The organism is Dactylosporangium sp. NPDC050588, assembly GCF_040654975.1.
Classification (GTDB): domain Bacteria; phylum Actinomycetota; class Actinomycetes; order Mycobacteriales; family Micromonosporaceae; genus Dactylosporangium; species Dactylosporangium maewongense.
Genome location: NZ_JBFAJA010000014.1, coordinates 82,626 through 105,506 on the forward strand (window position 1 = coordinate 82,626; position 22,881 = coordinate 105,506).

The 22,881-nt window shown below is 73.3% G+C and carries 13 protein-coding genes; 9 read left to right on the forward strand and 4 right to left on the reverse strand.

Translation table 11 applies throughout. The features are described 5' to 3' along the window. Positions 1-147: 147 nt before the first annotated feature. From AB0I21_RS11890 to mce, 4 genes are all read right to left on the reverse strand, one after another. A complete protein-coding gene (locus AB0I21_RS11890) occupies positions 148-2,580 on the reverse strand; it encodes a hypothetical protein (RefSeq protein WP_360560422.1) in 2,433 nt (810 codons plus the stop codon). 120 nt (positions 2,581-2,700) lie between these two features. Further along, positions 2,701-3,948 (reverse strand): cell division protein DivIVA, encoded by a 1,248-nt coding sequence (locus AB0I21_RS11895; RefSeq protein WP_360560424.1) that lies wholly within the window; start codon positions 3,946-3,948, stop codon positions 2,701-2,703. A 1,008-nt stretch (positions 3,949-4,956) separates the two neighbouring features. After that, a complete protein-coding gene (gene ccrA / locus AB0I21_RS11900) occupies positions 4,957-6,306 on the reverse strand; it encodes a crotonyl-CoA carboxylase/reductase (RefSeq protein ID WP_344510217.1) in 1,350 nt (449 codons plus the stop codon). Between the two features lie 157 nt (positions 6,307-6,463). Beyond that, complete coding sequence (mce, locus tag AB0I21_RS11905) at positions 6,464-6,940, reverse strand: methylmalonyl-CoA epimerase (RefSeq protein WP_360560426.1); 477 nt, start codon at positions 6,938-6,940, stop codon at positions 6,464-6,466. A 73-nt stretch (positions 6,941-7,013) separates the two neighbouring features. Between mce and AB0I21_RS11910 the strand changes: the two genes are divergently transcribed. The 9 genes from AB0I21_RS11910 to AB0I21_RS11950 all read left to right on the forward strand — a co-directional run bounded on the left by AB0I21_RS11910 (position 7,014) and on the right by AB0I21_RS11950 (position 22,871). Further along, the gene (locus tag AB0I21_RS11910; RefSeq protein ID WP_360560427.1) at positions 7,014-8,201 is read left to right on the forward strand and encodes an acetyl-CoA C-acetyltransferase; all 1,188 of its coding nucleotides are present in this window, start codon (positions 7,014-7,016) and stop codon (positions 8,199-8,201) included. A 208-nt stretch (positions 8,202-8,409) separates the two neighbouring features. Next, entirely contained in the window at positions 8,410-9,387 is a 978-nt protein-coding gene (gene meaB, locus AB0I21_RS11915) for a methylmalonyl Co-A mutase-associated GTPase MeaB (protein WP_360560429.1), read from the forward strand. A gap of 45 nt (positions 9,388-9,432) precedes the next feature. After that, positions 9,433-12,456 (forward strand): FtsX-like permease family protein, encoded by a 3,024-nt coding sequence (locus AB0I21_RS11920; protein ID WP_360560431.1) that lies wholly within the window; start codon positions 9,433-9,435, stop codon positions 12,454-12,456. Positions 12,457-12,541: 85 nt separating this feature from the next. Beyond that, positions 12,542-13,429 carry an ATP-binding cassette domain-containing protein gene (locus tag AB0I21_RS11925; protein ID WP_360560433.1) on the forward strand — a complete coding sequence of 296 codons (888 nt, stop codon included), beginning with the start codon at positions 12,542-12,544 and terminating at the stop codon, positions 13,427-13,429. Continuing rightward, complete coding sequence (locus AB0I21_RS11930) at positions 13,426-14,076, forward strand: ATP-binding cassette domain-containing protein (RefSeq protein WP_360560435.1); 651 nt, start codon at positions 13,426-13,428, stop codon at positions 14,074-14,076. Before AB0I21_RS11925 ends, AB0I21_RS11930 begins: the two co-directional genes overlap by 4 nt. 68 nt (positions 14,077-14,144) lie before the next feature. Then, positions 14,145-14,831: an Asp23/Gls24 family envelope stress response protein gene (locus AB0I21_RS11935; protein WP_360560436.1), complete on the forward strand. Its 687-nt coding sequence runs from the start codon at positions 14,145-14,147 to the stop codon at positions 14,829-14,831. Positions 14,832-14,956: 125 nt separating this feature from the next. Then, the gene (locus AB0I21_RS11940; protein ID WP_360560438.1) at positions 14,957-16,630 is read left to right on the forward strand and encodes a methylmalonyl-CoA mutase family protein; all 1,674 of its coding nucleotides are present in this window, start codon (positions 14,957-14,959) and stop codon (positions 16,628-16,630) included. Positions 16,631-16,715: 85 nt separating this feature from the next. Then, entirely contained in the window at positions 16,716-19,682 is a 2,967-nt protein-coding gene (locus tag AB0I21_RS11945) for an FtsX-like permease family protein (protein WP_360560439.1), read from the forward strand. Between the two features lie 174 nt (positions 19,683-19,856). Next, the gene (locus AB0I21_RS11950; RefSeq protein WP_360560440.1) at positions 19,857-22,871 is read left to right on the forward strand and encodes an FtsX-like permease family protein; all 3,015 of its coding nucleotides are present in this window, start codon (positions 19,857-19,859) and stop codon (positions 22,869-22,871) included. Positions 22,872-22,881 lie beyond the last annotated feature (10 nt).

The following is a 22,881-nucleotide window of genomic DNA, read 5'->3' on the forward strand; positions in this document are numbered from 1 at the left end:
CTCGACCTGCTCCGTACTGCTCACGCTCTTTCCCCCTGAGTGACTAGGCGCGCAGACCCGCGGACGATACGTGATTCGCCATCACGTCCTCAACTTGAGTGTCGGCTTTCCGCACCTGATGCACGGGGTGTTTCGCCAGTTCGGCCCTTACTCGGCCGCGACCTTCACCTTGCCGTTGCCGTTCGTTGCCGCTGGGGTCGCCGTTTCGAGGCGGGCGGCCTCGCGGATCGCCTCGGCGGCCTGCTCGGCCTCGGCCAGGGTCTGGGCGGCGCGCTCGGCGGCCTCGGTGCCGGCGGCGGTGGCGAGCTGTTCGATCTCCTCGGCCCGCCGCTGCGCGGCCTCGACCCGCTCCTCGGCGAGCTTCGCCTGCTCCTCGGCCTGCTTGGCCTTCTCGCCGGCCTGCTTCGCCTGCTGCTGGGCCTGCTTCGCCTTCTCGGCGGCCGCCTTCGCCTGCTCCTCGGCCTGCTTGGCCTTGTCGTCGGCCTGCTTCGCCTTGTCGGTCGCCTGCTGCGCCTGCTCGCTCAGCTTCTCGGCGTCGGCGGTCTGCTGCCGCAGCTCGGCCAGGCGGGCCTCCGCGGCCGCGACCTGGGTGGTCAGCTCGGTCTCCTGCGCCCGCAGGCCGGCCAGCTCGCCGCTGAGCGCCGTCTCGGCCTGGGAGACCTTGCTGGTGAGCGCGGTCTCCTGCTCGCGCAGGTCGGCGAGGCGGGTCTCGGCGCCGGCGACCTCCTCGAGCCGCTCGCGGGCGGCGGCTTCCTGCGCCCGGGCCTCGGCCAGCCGGCCCTCCACCGCGGTGAGCTCCGCGGTGACGGCCTCGAGCTGGGCCTTCGCGGTGGCCGCCTGCTTCGCGGAGGCTTCCGCTTCCGCCTTCGCCGTGGCCTGGGCCTTGGCGGTGGCCTCGGCGCCGGCCTTCGTGGCGGCGTCGGCCTTGGCGATCGCCTCCGCCTCCGCCTTCGTGGCGGCCTCGGCCTTGGTCGCGGCCTCCGCCTGGGCGGCGGTCAGGACGGCCGCGGCCTCGGTGCGCAGCGTCTCGGCCTCGGTCTGCGCCGTGGTGCGCAGCGTCTCGGCTTCGGTCTGCGCCGTGCTCCGCAGCGTCTCGGCCTCGGTGCTGGCGGCGGTGAGGAGCTGGTCCGCCTCCGCTGACGCGGCGGTGGTGAGGGTGTCGGCCTCGGTCCTCGCGGCGGCCCGCAGCTCGTCCACCTCGGTCCGCACCGTGGTCCGCAGCGTCTCGGCCTCCGACTCGGCGGTGGCGCGGAGCTGGTCGGTCTCGGCCTTGGCCGCGGCGCGGGCCTCGGCGAGCTCGCGGTCGGCCGTCGTGCGCAGCTCGGCGACCTCGGCGTCGTGGGTGGCGCGCAGGTCGCGCAGCTCCTGCTCGAGCGCGGCGCGGGCCGCGTCGGCCCGCTGCACGGCCTCGGCGTCGGCCTTCCGGGTCGCCTCGTCGGTGCTCTTGCGGTGGGCCTCGGTCGCGACGGCGTGCGCCTCGGCGGCCGCGGCCTCGGCCTTCGCCACGGCGCTGTCGGCGATGGCCTTCGCCTGCGCGGCGGCCTGCTCGGTGACGGCAGTCGCGGCCTGCTCGGCCTGCGCGGCGACGGCGGCGGCCGTCTCCTGCGCCTGGGCGGTGACGGCCGCGGCGTGCTCCTCGGCCTGCGCGGCCACGGCGGCCGCGGCCTCCTGCGCCTTCGCCGCGACGGTCGCGGCGGTCTCCTGGGCCTGGGTGGTCAGCGCGGTCGCCTGCGCCTGTGCCTCGGCCGTGACCGCGGACGCCTTCTGCTGTGCCTCGGTGGTGACCGCGGCGGCCTGCTGCTGCGCCTGGGCGACGATCGCGGCGGCCTGCTGCTCGGCCTCGCTCGTCACGGTCGCCGCGTGCTGCTGGGCGGCGGTGGCGTGCTGGTCGGCCTGGGCGCGGACCTGCGCCGAGTGCTGCTCGGCCGACGCGCGCAGCGCCTGCAGCTCCCGCTCCGCCTGGAAGCGGGCCTGCTCGAGCTGGGCGGTGACCTCGGCGGTGATGCGCTGCGCCTCGGCGTGCGCGTGCGCGACGATCCGGTCGGCCTCGGCCCGCGAAGCGGCGGCCCGCTCCTCGATCGCCCGGGCCTCGGCCTCGAGCGCGGCGCGACGCTCCGTAACCGCCCGCTCCTCCTCCGCACGGCGGGCGGCGAGGGCGAGCTCGAAGTCCTCGTTGGCCTTGGCGGCCCGGCCACGGGCGTCGGCGAGGAGCCGCTCGGCCTCGGCGCGCAGGCCCGCGATGTCCTGCACGGCATTGGCGCGGATCGACTCCGCCTGGTCCTCGGCGAGCCCCAGGATCTGCTCGACGCGGGCGCCCAGATGACGGAACGAGACCTCGCCCACAGGACCGCGCCGACGCAGGTCGGCGAGCTCCATCTGCAGCTCCTGGACCTGGGAGGCGAGCGCCTGGACCTGGCTCCAGACCTCTTCGTTCTCCAGCTTCAGGGCATGGATCTCGTTCTCCGACTGAGTCCAGTACTTGTCGACCTGGCTGCGGTTGTACCCACGCAGTGCGGTCTCGAAGTCGGGCTCTGAAGAGACGCCGCCCGGGCCCGTGTCGAAGAGGTCGCGGTCTGACATACACCCATCCTCACACGCAACGTCCCGCCACGCGCAATTACACACCGCGCATGACGGGACGTGCGATCGAACTCCCCGTGAATGATCGAGAAGCGGCCGGATCGCCGCGCCCCGCGAGCGTCAGGCGGAGACCTTCTCGCCGTCTCCGGACTTGCCCTTCTTGGCGTCGGCCGGGCCGGCCTGCTGCGGCGGCTGGACCGTCGGCATGATCCCGGCGAGGCCGGAGAGCATCTGACCCAGCTGCGACGTGACCGCGTCCTTCTGGCGGGTGAGGTCCTCGACCTCGCGCCGGGCCCGCTGCGTGGTCTCCTCGGCCTCGGCACGCGCCTCGCTGAGCTGGCGGTGCGCCTCGGCGCGGGCCTCGTTGACCGTCTTCTCGGCCAGGTTCTTGGCCTTCTCGACCGTCTCGGCGGCGCTGCGCTCGGACTCGACCCGGCGCGCCTCGGCCCGCTGCTCGATCTCCTTCGCGCGGTCCTCGGCGGCCCGGGCGCGGCTCTCGGCCTCGTTGACGAGCTTCTGGGTCGCGGCGACCGCGGACTGGTGACGGGCCGACTCGTCGCGCTCCGCCTTCTCCTGCCGCTCGGCGATCTCCAGCGCGAGGGACTGCAGGTCCTTGTCGCGCTTGTCCCGCGCGTCGGTCAGCAGCTTCGTCGCCTCGGCACGCTTCTCCTCCGCCTCGCGGGCGGCCTTGGCGCGCAGCTGGGTGATCTCCCGCTCGGCGGTGGCCCGCAGCGTCGCCACCTCGCGCTCGACCGTGGCCTTCAGCTCGGCGACCTCGTGTGCCGTGGCCGTGCGCAGCTGCTTGGTCTCGCGCTCCGCGTCGGCGCGCAGCGTGTCGGCCTCGCGCCGGGCCTGCACCCGGACCTCGGCGGCCTCCCGCTCGGCGGCGGTGCGCAGGTTGCCCGCCTCGCGCTCAGCGGTCGCCTTCATGGCGGCGGACTCGGCCCGCGCCTTGTCGGTGATCTCGCGAGCCTCGAGACGCGCGGCGGAGATGATGCCCTCGGACTCCCGCTTGGCCTCGCCCCGGTGGTCGTTGGCCTGCTCCTCGGCGAGCCGCAGGATCTGCTCGACCCGCGTGCCCAGCCCCGACAGCGTCGGCCGGTTGTTCTCCTCCAGCTGCTTGTTGGTGTCGCTCAGCTTCTGCTCCATCGTGCCGAGCCGCTGCTCGGTCTGACGGATGCGCCGCTGGGACTCGGCGAGCCGGCTCTCGGCCTCTTCGCGAGCCTGGTTGGCCTGCTGGAGCTGCGCGTTGATCCGCTGCAGCTTGGCGTCGACCTGGGCACGGTCGTAACCGCGCAGGACCACACTCAGCTCTTCGTGATCCGAGCCGTTCTGAAAGAAGTCAACCGAGGACTGCTGCTGGGGCATTGGCACATACTTGCAGACCACCGGGGGGCTTTCGCAAGGGTGCAACGGCACTCTTCCGAGATGGTCGCAAGGTCAACTTCACCGGACCAGGACACGCCACGTTTTTGTCATGCTTTGTCGGCGTGTCGAGTGACCGTACGGCCAGGTCGCAATCACCGAAAAGTGCACCCACCGAGACAACGTCCATACCGCCCCTCACCTCGGATGACACACCCCCGCCGCCACCTGCCCCGCCGCCCCGCCACCCCGGCGGGTCTTCTTGCTCACTGAACTCAACCACATCCGCCCCCACCCCATTGACGACGTTGATCAATGCCCCGGTTCGCGGCTTTCGTTCCATAGACCCCGCGCGATCCACCCACAAGATGATCTCTGATTCGGGTCCACATCGCGCACCCTCTATTCGCCCCCCATCCGGAATGGGACGTCTCAGGGCATTGATCAACGTCTGTGGTGCCGACCGTGTCCCGCCACCGCCGGCAAGCAGCGTGGCCGTGGGAACGGACGGCCACGAGGGGAGGTGGCCGCCTGTAGGGGCGCCGGCCGCTGTGGGGGTGGCGATATGTGTATGAGTGGTCCGCGTGTAGGGGGAGTGGCCGTCCGCCGGGGTGGCGCCGCGTGTGGGGGGAGTGGCCGTCCGCCGGGGTGGCGCCGCGTGCGGGGGCGTGGCCGTCTGCGGCGGTGGCGATCGCGCGCGCGGACCTGTCCGCCTGCGGCCTGGGTGGTGGCGCGGGTGCGGGGGAGGCGGGCCGCGTGGGGAGGCGGTGTGGTTTGTCGGCCTTCGTCGGGGAGTGCTTCGGTGTGGCCGTGACGGAGGCCGGCCGCGGTCCGCCGGCGCCGCTCGATGACATTGATCAATGCCCGGGTTTGTGGCCTTTGTGCCATGCGTGGCAGGAGTGGGGGCCGCGGCGGGAGCCACGACGCTGTGGCGTCCCGTCGCGGGGTCTGGTGCGTACCCGGCTTGAGGGGTGGTAACCGCCGCGGCTGGGTGCGGCGGGTGTCGGCCGGCTACTGGTTGCGGAAGCGGTTGATCGCGGTCTCGTGCTTCGCGCGCAGCTCGGGGTCGCGGACGCCGAGGCCCTCGGTGGGGGCCAGGCACAGCACGCCGACCTTGCCCTGGTGCGCGTTGCGGTGCACGTCGTGTGCGGCCTGGCCGGTCTGGTCCAGGGAGTAGGTGCGCGACAGCGTCGGGTGGATCTTGCCGAGGGCGATGAGCCGGTTGGCCTCCCACGCCTCGCGGTAGTTGGCGAAGTGGCTGCCGATGATGCGTTTGAGGTTCATCCAGAGGTACCGGTTGTCGTACTGGTGCATGAAGCCCGACGTCGACGCGCAGGTGACGATGGTGCCGCCGCGCTTGGCGACGTAGACGCTGACGCCGAAGGTCTCGCGGCCCGGGTGCTCGAACACGATGTCCGGGTCGTCGCCGCCGGTCAGGGCGCGGATCTCCGCCCCGAAGCGGCGCCACTCGGCGGTGTCCTGCGTGTGCTCGTCCTTCCAGAAGGTGAACGACGAGCGGTCGATCACCAGCTCCGCGCCCATGGCCCGGCACAGGTCGGCCTTCTGCGGGCTGGACACGACGCAGACGGGGGTGGCCCCGCCGTTGAGGGCGAACTGCGTCGCGTAGGAGCCGAGGCCGCCGGACGCGCCCCAGATGAGGACGGTGTCGCCCTGCTTCATCTGCGCGCCGTGGTGGGAGACGAGCTGCCGGTAGGCGGTGGAGTTGACCAGCCCGGGGCAGGCCGCCTCCTCCCACGACAGGTGGGTGGGCTTCGGCATGAGCTGGTTGGCCTTGACCAGGGCCAGCTCGGCGAGGCCGCCGAAGTTGGTCTCGAAGCCCCAGATCCGCTGCTGCGGGTCGAGCATCGTGTCGTCGTGCCCGGTGGCGTCCTCCAGCTCGACGCTGAGGCAGTGCGCGACCACCTCGTCGCCGGGCTTCCACTTGCTCACCCCCGGGCCGACCTTCAGGACCACGCCGGCGGCGTCCGAGCCGACCACGTGATAGGGCAGGTCGTGGCGCTTCGAGAGGTCGTTGAGGCGGCCGTACCGCTGAAGGAAGCCGAACGTCGAGACCGGCTCGAAGATCGACGTCCAGACGGTGTTGTAGTTGACGGCGCTGCCCATCACGGCGATCAGGGCCTCGCCCGGACCGACCTCGGGGGTGGGGACCTCCTGCACGTGCAGGGACTTGCGGGGGTCCTTGTCCCGGGTGGCGAGGCCGTCGAACATGTCGGTCTCGTCGGCGCGGACGACCACGCCGCGGTACGACGAGGGCACCGGCAGGCCGGCCACGGCGCGGAGCTCGGCCGCGGGGTCCGCCGCCCGCTCCGCCTGCATGATCGCGTCGAGGATCTGCTGCACCGCTGGCTCCTAACGTCCGGGATGAAGGCATAAAGCGTGGGACCCCGGAATGCGGGGTGCCTATGGGGATCGGCAACACATCTCGATGCCCTGAAGCGGACGTTACTGAACGGTAGCTAAATCGGGAACCGGCCTGTGAAGAAGTCCACTGACCTCCTCAGGAGTGGTTGCTCGAAGCTGCTCGGAACGGCTCCACCAGCTCCACGAGTACGCCTCCGGCGTCTTTCGGATGCACGAAGTTGATGCGCGAATCGGAGGTGCCGCGGCGGGGCGTCTCGTAGAGCAGCCGGACGCCACGGGACCGCAGCTCGGCGCAGGTCGCATCGATGTCGCTCACCGTGTAGGCGAGCTGCTGCATGCCCGGACCGCTGCGGTCCAGGAACTTCGCGATCGTCGAGGCCGGGCTCAGCGGCGCGAGCAGCTGCAGGCAACCCCCCTCGGGGGTGGGCCCGACCGAGAGCATCGCCTCGCGCACCCCCTGCTCCTCATTCGTCTCCTCGTGCACGCAGCGCATGCCGAACACGCGCGCGTAGAACGCGATCGCCTCGTCGAGATCCGCGACGGCGATACCGACGTGATCGATGCGGAGAATGCCGACGGGTGAGATATCCAACTTCGGGTCCGAGGTCGTCATGGCGATAGTCTGAACCCTAGTAATCGTTCAGTCGCGACGGCGCGATGTGGAACATCTCTCGAAAGGCCTCACGATGACTCAAGCGGTGATCGTCAGCGGCGCCCGCACGCCGATGGGGCGGCTGCTCGGCGCCCTCAAAGACTTTCCCGCCACCAGGCTCGGGAGTGTCGCCATCAAGGCGGCACTCGAGCGTTCGGGCGTGGCGCCCGAGCAGGTGCAGTACGTGATCATGGGCCAGGTGCTGACCGCCGGCGCCGGCCAGATGCCCGCCCGGCAGGCCGCGGTCGAGGCCGGCATCCCGATGTCGGTGCCCGCCCTGACCATCAACAAGGTCTGCCTCTCCGGCCTCGACGCGATCGCCCTGGCCGACCAGCTCATCCGGGCCGGCGAGTTCGAGATCGTGGTCGCCGGCGGCATGGAGTCGATGACCAACGCCCCGCACCTGCTCGCCGGGCAGCGCCAGGGCTACAAGTACGGCGACGTCGTCATCCGCGACCACATGGCCCTCGACGGCCTCACCGACGCCTGGGACCAGGTGTCGATGGGCGAGTCGACCGAGCGGCACGTGGCCCGGCTCGGCATCTCCCGAGAGGCGCAGGACGCGTTCGGCGCGGCGAGCCACCAGCGGGCCGCCGCCGCGCAGAAGGAGGGGCGCCTCGCCGAGGAGATCGTGCCGGTGGAGATCCCGCAGAGGAAGGGCGACCCGCTGCTGGTCACCGACGACGAGCAGATCCGGCCCGAGACCACGGTCGAGACGCTCGCGAAGCTGCGGCCCGCGTTCAGCAAGGACGGCACCATCACCGCCGCGACGTCCTCGCCGATCTCCGACGGCGCCTGCGCGGTCGTCGTCATGAGCAAGGCGAAGGCGGAGGAGCTCGGGCTGACCTGGCTCGCCGAGATCGGCGCGCACGGCAACGTCGCGGGCCCCGACAACTCGCTGACCAGCCAGCCGTCCAACGCGATCAAGCACGCGCTCGGCAAGGCCGGCCTGACCGCCGCCGACCTCGACCTCGTGGAGATCAACGAGGCGTTCGCGGCCGTCGGCGTGCAGTCGACCGCCGACCTGGGCATCGACCCGGCGATCGTCAACGTCAACGGGGGCGCGATCGCGCTCGGCCACCCGATCGGCATGTCCGGCGCCAGGCTCGCCCTGACCCTCGCGCTGGAGCTGCGCCGCCGCGGTGGCGGGCTCGGCGCCGCGGCCCTGTGCGGCGGTGGCGGCCAGGGAGACGCGCTCCTGCTCCGCGTCCCCAAGCAGTGACCCTGCGGCGGTCCGCGCCAGCGGTCACGGCGGCCGGTCGGACGCCCGCAACGGCGATCACCAGCCGCCGCTCCGCATACCGAGCGGTGCTCGGGGCGGACGGTCGGCCCGGTCGAGGGGCGGGAACGGGGGCCACCCCGGGGCGCGGAGCGCCTGGAGCGGCGATCATGCCGTACATGAGCGAAAACGGCGGCAAGGAGCCGCAGCGGTGAGCGTCCGGCGATCGCGGGATGTGCCGGACCTCGTGGCGAAGGCGCGGGAGGGTGACCCCCGCGCCGTCGCCCGCCTGGTGTCGCTGGTGGAGGACGGTGACGAGCTGCTACCGCAGGTGGCCGCCGCCCTCGCGCCGCACGCCGGCGACGCCCACGTCGTGGGGCTGACCGGCTCGCCCGGCGTCGGCAAGTCCACCACCACCAACGAGCTGGTCCGCGCGTTCCGCAAGCAGGACAGGCGGGTGGGTGTGCTCGCCGTCGACCCGTCCAGCCCGTTCACCGGCGGGGCGATCCTCGGCGACCGCGTCCGGATGCAGGACCACGCGACCGACCCGGGCGTCTACATCCGCTCGATGTCCAGCCGCGGGCACCTCGGCGGGCTGTCGGCGGCGACCCCGCAGGCGGTGCGGGTGCTCGACGGTGCCGGCTGCGACCCCGTCGTCGTGGAGACCGTCGGCGTCGGCCAGGCCGAGGTCGAGATCGCGGGGCTCGCCGACACGACGCTGGTCCTGCTCGCCCCGGGCATGGGCGACTCGATCCAGGCGGCGAAGGCGGGCGTGCTGGAGATCGCCGACATCTTCGTGGTCAACAAGGCGGACCGGGACGGCGCCGACGCCACGTACCGCGACATCCAGGGCATGATCGGGCTCGGCGAGCGCGCGCCCGGCCAGTGGCGGCCCAAGGTGCTGCGGGCCGTCGCGGCGCGGGGCGAGGGCATCGACGAGATCGTGGCGACGATCGCCGAGCACCGCGAGCACCTGCACGACACCGGCGAGCTGCGCCGGCGTCGCGAGCGGCGGGCCGCGGCCGAGATCGAGGCGATCGCGCTGGGCACGCTGCGTGGCCGGATGGAAGCCCTGCGGGACGGCGCCGTGCTCGCCGGCCTGGCGAGGCAGGTGGCGGACGGTGACCTGGATCCACACACCGCCGCGAGCGAGCTGGTGACCATGACCGAGCGGCGGAACGACCGCTAAGGTCTGCGGGTCAACCTTCAGCTCGACCAGCACAGGGGGCACATCTTGACGGCCTGGACCGTCATGCTGCGTGGCATCAGGTACCGGGCCGGCCGGTCGTTCGTGGTCTTCCTCCTCGCCGTGACGGCGACCACGGCGGCCGTGCTCGCACCCGCGTACAGCCGTGCCGCGCAGCAGTCCGTGCTCACCGACGGCCTGTCCGCCGCGTCCACCGACGCGACCGGGCTGACCGCCGGGGCAAAGGGCACCGCAGACAGCGCCGCGTTCAAGGACCTCGCCGAGATCCGGCTGGCCATGAACACCGCGCTCGCCAAGGACCAACTGCTCGCCGACCGGCTCGACCTGCCGGTCGCGGCCATCGACACCGAGATCTCGTTCGGCGACACCAACGCCAAACTCGCGTACCGCGACAACGCCTGCTACCACCTGACGATCGACGGCTCCTGCCCGGACGACCCGGGCCAGATCGTGGTCAGCAAGCGCACCGCCGCCGCCCGGGACCTGAAGACCGGGGACCACCTCACTGTCCACCTCGGGCCGGCGACCGGCGGGCACGACAAGACGTTCACGATCAGCGGCCTCTACACCCCGACCGACGCCGACGCCGCGTACTGGGGCCGCACCTCCTACTTCAGCGCCAGCGACAGCACGGCCGACGCCCTGTTCTCGATGACCGAGGACGACCTGCGGCTGGAGCGCACCGCGACGCTCGTGACCCGCCTGGAGTACCCGCTGCGCGCGGACCGGGTCAGGCTCGACGACGTCGCCGGGCTCCGCGACGGCATCCAGACCCTGGGTGACCGGCTGCGCGGGGAGGAGCTGGAGCTGACCACCACCCTCCCGGCGGTCCTGCGCGACATCGACGCCGACCAGGCCAGTATCGGACGGACGGCGCCGGTCATCGCGGTGCCGCTGCTGCTGCTGTGCTGGTTCGTGCTGTTCCTGCTCGTCGCCTCGCTGACCGAGGAGCGCGCGCCGGAGATCGCCCTGGCGAAGCTGCGCGGCTACCCGTCCGGACGGGCCACCGGGTTCGGCCTCGGCGAGGTGCTGCTGCTGATCGTCGCCGCGGTCCCCGCCGGGATCGCCGCCGGGCTGCTGCTCGTGCAGGTCGCCGCCGGGGCGATGCTGGCCGAGGGGGTCGGGGTGGAGGTGCGCTGGCCGGTGTTCGCCGGCGCCGCTCTCGCCCTGGCCGCCGGGATCGCCGCCGCGGTGCTCGCCGGCCGGCAGACCCTCGCCCGGCCGGTCCTCGGCCTGCTGCGGCGCGTGCCGGAGCGGGGCGGCCGGCGGGCCGGCGTCGCGGACGGCGTCGTCGTCGCCCTCGCCGCGGCCAGCCTCGCCGCCGCCGCCAACGACCGCGGCTCGCCCCTGGCGCTGCTCGCGCCGCCGCTGCTCGCGGTCGTCGTCGGCGTCGCCGCGGCCCGGCTGCTCGGCCTGTGGTCGCAGGCGCGGCTGCGGATCGCCCGCCGCCGCGGCCGGATCGTGCCGCTGCTGTCGGCCGCGCAGCTGTCCCGTCGCCCCGGCGGCCGGCGGCTCGTGGTCGTGGTGACGGTCGCGGTGGCGCTGCTGACCTTCGCCGCGACCGCGTGGGACGCGGCCGGGCGGGCCCGCCGCGACACCGCCGACGACACCGTCGGCGCGCAGCGGGTCCTCACCGTCGCCGCCGACCACCCGTCGGCCCTGGAGGCCGCGGTCGACAAGGCCGACCCGGGCGGGCACTCGATGGCCGTCGTGCGGGCCAGCCAGCGCTTCGACAACGCCCCCGTCGAGCTGCTCGGGGTGCAGTCCGGCCGGCTGGCGGAGGTCGCGGTGTGGCGCGGGCACTCCCGCGCCGACGTCAGCGACATCGCCGCACGCCTGCACCCGGACGTCGCCGCGCCGCTGCGGCTCGGCAAGGACGTCACCGCGGAGATCTCCGTCGACACGCTGCCGGCCAAGCCGGCGCTGCGGGTCGCCGCGGTCGTCGCCGCGCCCGGCCAGCCGCCCCGCACCATCGGGCTCGGCGGGCTGGCGAAGGGGACCCGTTCGTATCATGCGAGCCTCCCCGGCTGCGGGAGCGGCTGCCGGCTCGTCGGCCTCGCGATCGGCCGCGCGGCCGGCGGCAGCGAGCCCTTCGCCGTCAGCGTCGCCGTCCGCGGCCTGAGCAGCGACGGCGCCCCCCTCGCGCCCAGCTTCGACCTCCCCGGGCGCTGGCGGCCCCGGCCGGGCGCCGCACAGGTCGTCGTCCGGACGGGCGTGGCGCTCGGCGTCGACGTCTCCGGCAGCGACCCCTCCGACGCCGTCGTCGAGCACTTCGACACCCCGGAGGCGCTGCCCGCCGTCCTCGCCGGTGGTGCGCCCACCGACGACGCGGCGGCGGCGACGTTCAAGCTGCCCGGCTTCTCCGACCAGCCGCAGCCGTTCACGGTCGCGGCGCACGCCGGCAGCCTGCCCAGGGCCGGCCGGCGCGGGGTGCTGTTCGACCTCGACTACGCGACGCGGATGGCCGAGCGCGGCGCGAGCCTCGCCGACAACGCGACCCTGCGCTACGAGGTGTGGGCCTCCTCGGCCGCGCCCGCGGACCTCGACCGGCGGCTCGCGTCCGCCGGGGTGCAGGTGCTGCGGACGGAGACGATCGACGGGCAGCTGGAGCAGCTCGCCCGTCGCGCGCCGGCGCTCGGGCTGTGGCTCTACCTGCTGGCCGGCGGGGTCGCGATCCTCCTCGCGATCGGCGTGGTGCTGCTGACCGCCTACGTCGGGGTCCGCGCCCGCCTCTACGAGCTCGCCGCGCTGCGGGTCGCCGGGGTGCGGTCGGGGCAGCTGCGCAGGGCGGTGTTCCGGGAGTACCGGGCGCTGCTCGGCGTCCCGCTCGTCGTCGGTCTCGGCGCCGGACTGCTCGGCGCGATGGTGATGCTGCCCGGGATCCCGCTCGTGACCGTCGGGGTCGCGTCGCCGATCACGTGGGAGCTCGGCATGGGGGCCCTGCCGGTTGCCGTCGCCGCCATCGTGTCGGCGTTGGCGGCCGCTGTACTGATGGCGCTGCGGCTGATGGGTCGCGCCACGCCCGAACGCCTCCGGGACGGTGCGGCGTGAGCGGGCCGGAGCGGAGCGGAGGGCTGCGAACCATGGGTGCAGTGCTTGGGTCAGGCCGGCGCCGGAGCGTAGCGGAGGCGACGGCATGAGCGGGCTCTCTGTGACCTGCCGGGGGCTGGTCTACATCTACCGCCTCGAGGGCTACGACGTCGTGGCGTTGTCGGGGGTCGACCTCGACATCTCCGCCGGGGAGTCGGTCGCGCTGCTCGGGCCGTCCGGGTCGGGCAAGTCGACCCTGCTGTCGCTGCTCGCCGGGCTCCTGCCACCGTCGGCGGGCCGGGTCAGCGTCGGCGAGCACGACCTCGCCCGTGCCACGCCCGCCGAGCTGCAGCAGCTGCGGGCCACCGACGTCGGCGTCGTGCTGCAGGGCGCGTCGCGCAACCTGCTGCCGTACCTGACCGCGGAGCAGAACGTGCGCTTCGCCCAGCGCGGCGTCCCCGGTGACCGGCGCCGGGTGTCACGCCTTTCCGGCAGCTCCCGGCAGCTGGCCGATCCCCGCGAGGTGCTCGCGATGGTCGGCCTCAGCGGGCGGGGACGCAACCGGCAGCTGCCGCAGCGACTCTCTCCTGGTGAGCGTCAACGGTTGGCGCTCGCCGTCGGGCTGGCCGCCCGGCCGGGACTGCTGCTCGCCGACGAGCCGACCAGCCAGCTCGACACCCACGCCCGCGACGAGGTGCTCCTCGCCCTGGACGCGGTCCGCCGGGCCGGCACGACCGTCGTCGTCGTGACGCACGACCCGGACGTCGGCCTGCGGATGGGCCGCACCGTCACGATCCGCGACGGGCGGGTCGGCGCCGAGGGACGTCGCGGAGAGGACTACGCGGTGGTCGGTCGCGACGGTACGGTGCACCTGCCGCAGGAGGTGCTGCGCATGCTGCCGCCCGGCACCCTGGTCGGGGTGGAGCCGCAGCCCGACGGCACGGTGCTGCTGGTGCCCGCCCGGTCTCACACGTTGTTGGAGGACATGCAGTGAAGACGTTGACGGTCGACGGTGTCACGGTCGCGTACGAGCGCGACCACCCCGTGCTGCGCGACGTGTCCGTGGTCGTCTCACCGGGGCAGATCCTGGCCGTGACCGGGCCGTCCGGGGCCGGCAAGACGACGCTGCTGTGGGCGATGGCCGGGCTGCTGAAGCCGGCGGCCGGGACGGTGGCCGTCGACAGCACGCCGCTGCGCGACCGCGACCACGCCGTGTCCGAGAAGGTCGTGCTGATCCCGCAGGACAACGGCCTCGCCGCGATCCTCACCGCGCAGGAGAACATCCAGGTGGCGATGATCGCCGGCGGTGCGGCACCGGCCGACGCCCGGCGGGCGACCGTGGCGTCGCTGGAGCGCCTGGGCCTCGGCAGCCAGGCCGACCAGCTGGTCGAGGAGCTCTCCGGCGGCCAGCAGCAGCGCACCGCGATCGCCCGGGGCCTGGCCCTGCACGGCGCCGTGGTGCTCGCCGACGAGGTGACCAGCGAGCTGGACTCCACCAACCGGCAGAAGGTCATGGAGCTCCTGCAGGAGGAGGCCCGCCGCGGCGCGGCGGTCGTCTTCGCCACCCACGACCCGGAGGCCGCGGCCGCCTGCGACCGCGAGCTCCACCTGTCCGACGGAGTCGCCCAGCTGGTCCGCTAGGCCCTGTCCGCGTTCGCCGGGCGCGAGTACGCTCGCGCTCGGCCGACGGACCCAGGGGAGGAGCAGCAATGACCGAGGTGACCGCGGGCATCCCCGCGCAGCGCAACGACGTGGACGATCCCGACATGACCGGCGACGCGCTCTCCATCGAGCCGGCGGCTCCGGGCTCTGTCGCGGGCACCGCCGCCTCCACCGGCGAGCGGGTCAGCGCCTTCGCGTCCGACGCCGCCGACCGGGTCGGCGAGTTCGCCGCCACCACCGCCGACCGGGTCGGTGAGCTCGCCACCACGACCGCCGCCGCGTCGGGGCGGATCGCCTCGCAGGTCGTCGACCGGCTGCGCAACTCCGCCGAGCTCGCCGCCGAGCGGGGCACCACGACCATCGCCGACGAGGTGGTCGAGAAGATCGCCGGCATCGCCACCCGTGAGGTCCCCGGCGTGTACGACCTCGGCGGCGACGTCGCCCGGGTGTTCGCCTCGGTCCGCGACCGCATTGGCCTCGGCGACGGCGAGGAGCGGGAGAACGGCAACCGTGGCGTGCACGTCCGCCTGGAGGGCCGCAGCGCCGCCGTGCGGGTCACGCTCGTGATCGAGTACGGCTTCGTGCTCTACTCCGTCGCCGAGAAGGTCCGCGCCAACGTCATCGGCGCGATCGAGAACCTGCTCGGGCTCGAGGTCACCTCCGTCGACATCGTCGTGGACGACGTCCACGTGAGCGACACGCTTCCGGAGTCGGCCGCCGCCTCCGCCGCGTAACGTCGTCGTGAACGGAGGGTGGGAGTTGTCCCACCCTCCTTAGCGATCGTTCAGGGAGCGCATACCATCGACGGTGAGACGGACAACCCGATCACGCCGAGTTTCTCGAGGAGCGCCGACACCCCATGGACGCCCACGACATCGCCGATGGCCGCGCCCGCTGGCAGCGCCGTTACGACGAGGCCCGCAAGCGCGACGCCGACTTCACCACCCTGTCCGGGACCCGGGTCGACCCGGTCTACGGGCCGCCGGAGGGTGCCGACGTCCCCGGCTTCGAGCGCATCGGCTGGCCCGGTGAGTATCCGTACACGCGCGGGCTGCACCCCACGGGGTATCGCGGCCGCACGTGGACCATCCGGCAGTTCTCCGGCTTCGGCAACGCGCAGCAGACCAACGCCCGCTACAAGATGCTGCTCGGCGCGGGCGGCGGCGGGCTCTCCGTCGCCTTCGACATGCCGACGCTGATGGGGCGCGACTCCGACGACCCGCAGTCGCTCGGCGAGGTCGGCCACTGCGGGGTCGCGATCGACTCCGCCGCCGACATGGACGTGCTCTTCGACGGCATCCCCCTCGCCGACGTCACCACCAGCATGACCATCTCCGGGCCGGCGGTGCCCGTCTTCTGCATGTACCTGGTGGCGGCCGAGCGGCAGGGCGCCGACCTCGGCGGGCTCGACGGCACCCTGCAGACCGACATCTTCAAGGAGTACATCGCGCAGAAGGAGTGGCTCTTCCCGCCCGAGCCGCACCTGCGCCTCATCGGCGACCTGATGGAGTTCTGCGGCAAGGAGATCCCGCGCTACAAGCCGCTGTCCGTCTCCGGCTACCACATCCGTGAGGCCGGCTCGACGGCCGCGCAGGAGCTGGCGTACACCCTCGCCGACGGCTTCGGGTACGTGGAGCTCGGCCAGTCCCGGGGCCTGGACGTCAACAGGTTCGCGCCCGGGCTGAGCTTCTTCTTCGACGCGCACATCGACTTCTTCGAGGAGATCGCGAAGTTCCGCGCCGCCCGGCGGATCTGGGCCCGGTGGCTGCGCGACGTGTATGGCGCCACCAGCGAGAAGGCCCTGTGGCTCAAGTTCCACACGCAGACCGCCGGCGTCTCGCTGACCGCCCAGCAGCCGTACAACAACGTCGTGCGCACGGCGGTCGAGGCGCTCAGCGCGGTTCTCGGCGGCACCCAGTCGCTGCACACCAACGCGCTGGACGAGACCCTGGCGCTGCCCACCGACGAGGCCGCCGAGATCGCCCTGCGCACCCAGCAGGTGCTGATGGAGGAGACCGGCATCACCAACGTCGCCGACCCGCTCGGCGGCTCCTGGTATGTCGAGGCGCTGACCGACCGCATCGAGGCCGAGGCGGAGGCGATCTTCCAGCGCATCCGCGACATGGGCGGCGACGGCACCATCACCGCCGGCATCCTGCGCGGCATCGAGGACGGCTGGTTCATGTCGGAGATCGCCGACAGCGCCTTCGTCTACCAGCAGGCCCTCGAGAAGGGCGACAAGCGGGTCGTCGGCGTCAACGTGCACACCGGCTCGCTGACCCGGGACCTGGACATCCTGCGGGTCTCGCACGAGGTCGAGACCGAGCAGAACAAGCTCCTCGGCGCCCGCCGGGCCGAGCGCGACAACGCCCTCGTGGAGCGGCGGATCCAGGAGATGGTGGCGGTGGCACGCACCGGCGGGAACATGATCCCGGCGATGCTGGACGCGTGCCGTGCCGAGGCGACCCTCGGCGAGATCTGCGGGGCGCTCAAGGACGAATGGGGCATCTACCGCGAGCCCGCACGGTTCTGAGCTGGCAGTTACCTAATCGCAATGCAACCGGTCCCTCTCCCGGTTGGTCTTCTTACGAACGACCTTGACCGACGGGGGAGGGGCCTTGCTGGCACTCGTGCTCGCAGCGTTGCGGGCCAGGCGGACACAGGCGCTGACGCTGCTCCTGCTGAGCACGCTCGCCGCGGCCGCCGCGGCGGCCGCACCCTGGTATGTCCTCGCGTCCACGGAGCGCATCGCGACCCGTCACGTCGAGTCGGCGCCGATCACCGAGCGGTCCCTCGAAACCGTCGGTGAGGGGAAGATCGAGGGCGGCTCCGTCGCGGCGCACCTGGAGGCCAACGCGCAGCTGACGCAGTCGGTCGTGGAGCTGGGCGGGTTCACCACCTACACCGGCGCCTACCTGACGGGTTCGCTGATCTCCGCCGCGCCCCAGGACGGCGGCAGCGCCCTCGGTGTGAAGCGCGAGACCGACTCGCCGCTGATGCTGCGCACCGGCGCGTGCGATCAGGCCACCATCGACGGCCGGTGCGCCACCGGCGCGGGCGAGGTGATGCTCAGCTACCGCACCGCCCACTGGCTGGGCGTCAAGCCCGGCGACCAGGTCAGCTACGAGGCGACCAGCGTCCTCGGCGCGCAGCAGTTCACCGTCACCGGGATCTACCGGCCGGTCGACCCGGCCGACCCGTTCTGGAGCAGCAACGCCCAGCTGATCGCGGTCGACCTGCCCGCCGGCGCGCCGCCGGAGATCACGGAGCCGGTCGACGACGCGGTCCTCGCCGGCCCGGCCGTGCTCGACAAGCTGCAACCGGACAAGGTGCGGTTCATCGTCGACATGGTCGCCGAGCCGAAGCTCTTCGTCGAGAACACCCCGTCGGAGGTCCGCGCGTTCCTCGCCGCGGCGACGGTCAAGGCGGCCAACAACCGGCTCAGCATGTACACCAGCCTCACCGTCACGGCCGACCGGGTCGAGCGGGACCGGCAGCTGCTCAGCCTCGGCGTCCCCGTCGGCGCGTTCCAGCTGCTCCTGCTCTGCTGGTTCGCCCTGTACCTGGCGGTCAAGTACACCGGCGAGGAGCGCCGCCCCGACGTCGGCCTGGTCAAGCTGCGCGGCGCCACCCGCGGCCGCACCTGGGCCCTCGTCGGCGGGCAGAGCGCGGTGCCGATGATCGCCGGGGCGCTGATCGGGCTGCCGCTGGGGTATCTGGTGGCCACCGCCGTCACCGGCGCGATCCAGGAGCCCGCGGTCGTCTCGCAGGCCGCTTCGCTGTCCGTCGGCGCGGTGGTCGTCGCCGTCCTCGGCGCGCTGCTGGCCGCGCTGCTCGCGGAGCGCCGCGCGCTCGGCTCGACCGTCGCCGAGCTGCTGCGCCAGGCCCCGGGCCGGGCCCGCGCCTGGCGGGACCTGTTCGACCTGGTGCTGGTCATCGTCGCCGGGATCGCCGTGTACCAGGTGAAGCACCGCGCCTCCGGGGACGCCGCGGGGCTCGCGTTGCTGGCGCCCGGCCTCGCCGCCCTCGCCTGCGCCCTGGTCGCGTCCCGCGCGATCACGGCGATCGCCGGCCGGATGGTCGAGGGCGCGCTGCGGCACGGCCGCCCGGCCCGCGCGCTCACCGCCATCTACCTGGCGCGCCGGCCCGGCGTCCACCGGCTCGCCGCGCTCATGATCGTCACGGTCGCGCTGCTCGGCACCTCGTACATCACCTGGAGCGCGGGCGTCGATGCCGGGCGCGACCGGGCCGAGCTGGAGGTCGGCGCCGACCGCGTGCTCATCGTCCGCGCCGAGAACCGGCTCGCCCTGCTCCACGCGGTCCGCGCCGCCGACCCGTCGGGCAAGCAGGCGATGGCGGTCGTGCAGTCGCTGCGCTCGGCCCAGGACCGGGTCCTGCTCGTGGACAGCCCGCGGCTGCCGGCCGTGGCGGCCTGGCGCCCCGAATACGGGATGACCGCCGAGCAGGCCGCGGCCACCCTGCACCCGCAGGCGCCCGACCCCGTCATGGTCACCGGCGGGGAGCTGACGTTCGACCTGGACGTTGCCATGACCGCCCCCGAGCGGGGCCGGACGCTCTTCTTCGAGGCCGTGCTCGCCGACCCGGACGGCGCCCGGCTGGTCGCCAGGGTCGGCCCGCTCGTGGCGGGCCCCGCGACGCTGAAGGCCCAGGTGCCCGCCTGCGCCAAGGCGCCGGGCTGCCGGCTGAGCTCGCTGGCGATCACCCAGAGCACCCTCGACCAGAAGGTGTTCTTCGCCGCCCGCCCCGGCATCGAGGTCACCGTCCGCGGCCTGTCGGCCGGGTCGCCCGTGCTCGGCAAGGAGACCCTGAGTGACCGGACCCGATGGCGCCTGTCCGTCTCGCCGGCGCCGCCCAACCTGATCGTCGCGCCGGCCACCGCCGGCCTGCTGCTGCGGGTGGCACCGATCAGGCCCGGTCCGGCGACCGACCCCGGCGTCTACCCGATCGACACGCCGGCGCCGATCGCCTCCATCCGGGCCAAGCGGCTCCAGCAGCGCATCGCCGGCGACCAGCGGGTCACGTACGGCTCGGCGTCCATCTCCGAGCGGATCGCCGGCTCCGCGACCCGGCTGCCGCGCATCGGCGACCAGGGCGTGCTCGTCGACCTCGAATACGCCGACCGGCTCGGTGCCGACTTCGGCGCCGGCGAGTCGATGCAGGTCTGGCTCGCCCCCGACGCGCCGCGCGACGTCGTGAAGCGGCTCGAGGCGCAGGGGCTGATCGTGCAGGGCGAGGAGACGATCGACGGCACCGCCGCCCGCTACGCATCCTTCGGCCCGCCGCTGACCCTGCAGTTCATGCTGCTGTCGGCGATCGTCGGGGTCGCGCTGGCGATCGGCTCGGCCACCGTCGTCGCCGCGGTCGAGCGCCGGCCGCGGTCCGCGGAGCTCAGCGCGCTGCGCCACCAGGGCGCACCGGCCCGGCTCGTGCAGCGCGTCGCCGTCGAGGGCTACCTGATCCTCGTCGGCGCCTCCCTCCTCACCGGATTGCTGCTCGTCGTGCTCATCCGCACCTACATCGGTGACGTCCTGCCCTACTTCGCCGACGGATGGAGCAATCCGTGAGCGAGCCGGAGCGCAGCGGAGGGTCGCGAACCATGGGTGCAGCGCTTGAGTCAGGCCGGCGCCGCAGCGAAGCGGAGGCGGCGGCATGACCGAGCCGGAGCGCAGCGGAGGGTCGCGAACCATGGGCGCAGTGTCTGGATCAGGCCGACGCCGGAGCGAAGCGGAGGTGGCGGCGTGATCGGGCTTGTGCTGTCGATGATCAGGGCGCGGCCGGGGCAGGCGGTGACCGCGTTCGTGATGGCCATGTTCGCCATGGCGGCCGCGGTGAGCGCGCCGGTCTACATCACCACCGCCGACCGGGCGGTGGTGGCGAGCGAGGTCGCCGCCGCGCCCGTCAACGAGCTGGTCGTGCAGGCCCGCCGGGAGACGAAGGCCGGTGACCGCGCCTTCGAGGACCTCGCGCCCAAGGTCTTCGTCTTCCCCGGGTTCTCGACCGTGTTCAGCGCCGAGACCAACACGTACGTGACCGGCCCCGTGCCCGGCGTCGAGCCGGTCGCGCCCCGGTTCGTGTACCGCGACGGCACCTGCGAGCACGTGCGGATCGTCGAGGGTCGCTGCTTCATCAGCCCGAGCGAGATCATCCTCAGCAAGCCGACGCTCGACCTGCTCAAGGTCGGCATCGGGACGGTGCTGGACGTCGACTGGTCCACGTTCGACGCCGAGGGCCAGGAGTGGGTGCCGTCCGGCAAGCCCACGGCCATGTCGGTCGTCGGCGCGTACGAGCCGATCGACGTGACCGAGCAGTACTGGGCCGACTTCGGCTACTTCGACAGCCGGGAGTCCGCCCGGCGCGTCACCGCACCGATCTTCGCCAGCCGGCTCTCGCTGGAGTCGATCGAGCGCGTGACCGAGCGGCAGGCCCTCGACGTCGTCATCGACCACGACGCGATCACCGGCGAGAGCCTCGCCGCGGTCAACGGCGCCGTCGAGAGCGGCCGGTCCCAGCTGCAGGGCCTGTCCGGGTCGCCGACGGTCAAGGCGGACCTGCCGCACCTGCTGACCAGGATCGAGCGCGACCGCGGCCTGGTCGCCCAGGTCGTGCCGGTCGCCGCGGTGCCGCTCGTGCTGCTGTGCTGGTTCGTGCTCTTCGTCGCCGTCGCGTCCGCGACCGCCGAACGCCGGCTCGAGCTCGGCCTGATGGCCCTGCGCGGGGTCACCTTCCCGCGCCGCTGGTGGCTCGCCGCCGGCGAGAGCATCGTGCCGATCCTGTTCGGCGCCGCCGCCGGCTTCATCGCCGGTAACTACCTCGTCCGGCTCGCCGCCTGGCTGCTGCTGGGCGCCAGCGGCGACGTGCCGTTGTCCGAGGGCGCCAGCGCGTGGGCGCTCATGGCCCTCGTCGGCGCCCTGTTCGCGGCGGTGCTCGCCCAGCGGGCGGAGCTGGCCAAGAAGACCATCGACCTGCTGCGCAACGTGCCGAGCCGGCTGTCGCGCTGGGGCGCGCCGGTCTTCGAGGTCGCGGTGGTGGTGCTCGCCGTCGTCGCCGTGCTGCAGCTGCGCGAGGGCGACAACGGCCTGACCGGCTTCGCGACGTTCGGCCCCTCGCTGGTCGTCATCGCGGCGGGCCTGCTCGCCGCCCGCGGCGTGCTGCCCCTCGCCGAGCGCAGCGGCCGGCGCGCCCTGCGCCGCGGCAGGATCGGCCCGACCCTCGCCGCGTACGCGATGGCCCGCCGCCCCGGCAGCCAGCGCATCCTCGCCCTGTTCGTGGTCGCGATCGCTCTGGCCTGCTTCGCGGCGACCGCGGCGACCGCCTCCGACGACAACCGTGACCTGCGGATCAGGGTCGAGCAGGGCGCCGACCGGGTGATCACCGTCGAGCCCGTCAGCCGCACCGAGCTGCTCACGAAGGTCCGGGCGCTGGACCCGGCCGGCGACTTCGCGATGGCGGCGGCGATGCTGCCGAAGTCGGAGGACTCGGCGGTCCCGCCGGTGCTCGCCGTCGACTCCACCCGCCTCGCCAAGGTCGCGCTGTGGAACGACGCCCACCTCACCGCCGCCGAGGCCGCCGCCGTGCTGCGCCCCGACGTCCCGCGGGAGAGCATCATCCTGGACAACAAGGACGTGAGCCTCGACATCACCGTCGACAAGCTCGCCGACGCGTTCCGGGTCAGGTTCATCCTGGCCGTGGTGCCCCTGGACGGGGGTGCCGCCGGCGCCGTCGACTTCGGCGCGCCGCAGCTGGGGCGCCACACGTACGTCAAGAACCTCCCGATGTGCGTCAACAAGTGCCGCCTCGCCGCGCTGCGCATCGACCAGCCGGAGGATCGCGGCTTCGACGCCACGATCACCCTGCACTCCATGGCCCAGCGCGGCCAGACCGTCACCGACTTCAGCCAGGCCGACGAGTGGCGGGTCCCGGAGACCCCCGGCCCGAAGCTGCTCGTGCCGCAGGTGTCCCTCGCCGACGGCGGGCTGCGCCTGGAGGTGGCCAACTACAAGGGCGCCGACGTCGCCTACCGGCTCATGCCGGCGGACGTGCCGTCGCCGATGCCGGTCGTGATGGCCCGCACCGCGGGCATGGGCGATCACATGGCGACCTTCGACGGGTCCCAGACCGCCGTGCAGGTCGCCGGCGAGGTCGTCCAGGTGCCCCGCCTCGGCTCGCGCGGCGGCATCGTCGACCTCGACTACGCCGAGCGGCTCTCCACCGAGCCCGTCGACACCATCACCCCGCAGGTCTGGCTCAACGCCAACGCCCCGGCCGACGTCCTCGACCGGGTGCAGGCGCAGGGCCTGAAGGTGATGAAGGACCAGCGCATCGGCCCGCTGCGGGACGCCCTCGACGAGCAGGGGCCGGCCGTCGCGCTGCGCTTCCACGAGCTCGCCGCCGGCCTCGCCGTCGTCCTGGCCGGCGGTGCGCTCTGGCTCGTCACCGCCCTGGACCGGCAGCGCCGCCGAGGCGAGCTGCGGGCGCTGCGGGCGCAGGGCGTCGCCCGCCGCGACGCGTCCGCCAACGGCTACCTGACGCTGGTCGGCACCGCGGCGGTCATCGGGCCGTTCGCCGCTCTGGCAAGCTGGCTGCTGGTGCGCGAACATCTTCCGGTGTTCACCGACGACCCCGGCACCTTCCCGGTGCCGATCTGGCCGTCACCACTTCCGGTCGCCGTCGCCTGGGCGGCGGCCGTGCTCATCCTCGCCGGCGTGGCGCTCCTCGCCGGTGCCCGGCTCCGTGCCGCGACCAGACAGCGATAAGGGGACTGCT

Bases quoted from the DNA above. Each gene is read 5' to 3' on its own strand.
- AB0I21_RS11890 (WP_360560422.1), bottom strand. From the start codon at position 2,580: ATGTCAGACCGCGACCTCTTCGACACGGGCCCGGGCGGCGTCTCTTCA.
- AB0I21_RS11895 (WP_360560424.1), bottom strand. From the start codon at position 3,948: ATGCCCCAGCAGCAGTCCTCGGTTGACTTCTTTCAGAACGGCTCGGAT.
- mce (WP_360560426.1), bottom strand. From the start codon at position 6,940: ATGACGACCTCGGACCCGAAGTTGGATATCTCACCCGTCGGCATTCTC.
- AB0I21_RS11910 (WP_360560427.1), top strand. From the start codon at position 7,014: ATGACTCAAGCGGTGATCGTCAGCGGCGCCCGCACGCCGATGGGGCGG.
- AB0I21_RS11925 (WP_360560433.1), top strand. From the start codon at position 12,542: ATGAGCGGGCTCTCTGTGACCTGCCGGGGGCTGGTCTACATCTACCGC.
- AB0I21_RS11935 (WP_360560436.1), top strand. From the start codon at position 14,145: ATGACCGAGGTGACCGCGGGCATCCCCGCGCAGCGCAACGACGTGGAC.
- AB0I21_RS11940 (WP_360560438.1), top strand. From the start codon at position 14,957: ATGGACGCCCACGACATCGCCGATGGCCGCGCCCGCTGGCAGCGCCGT.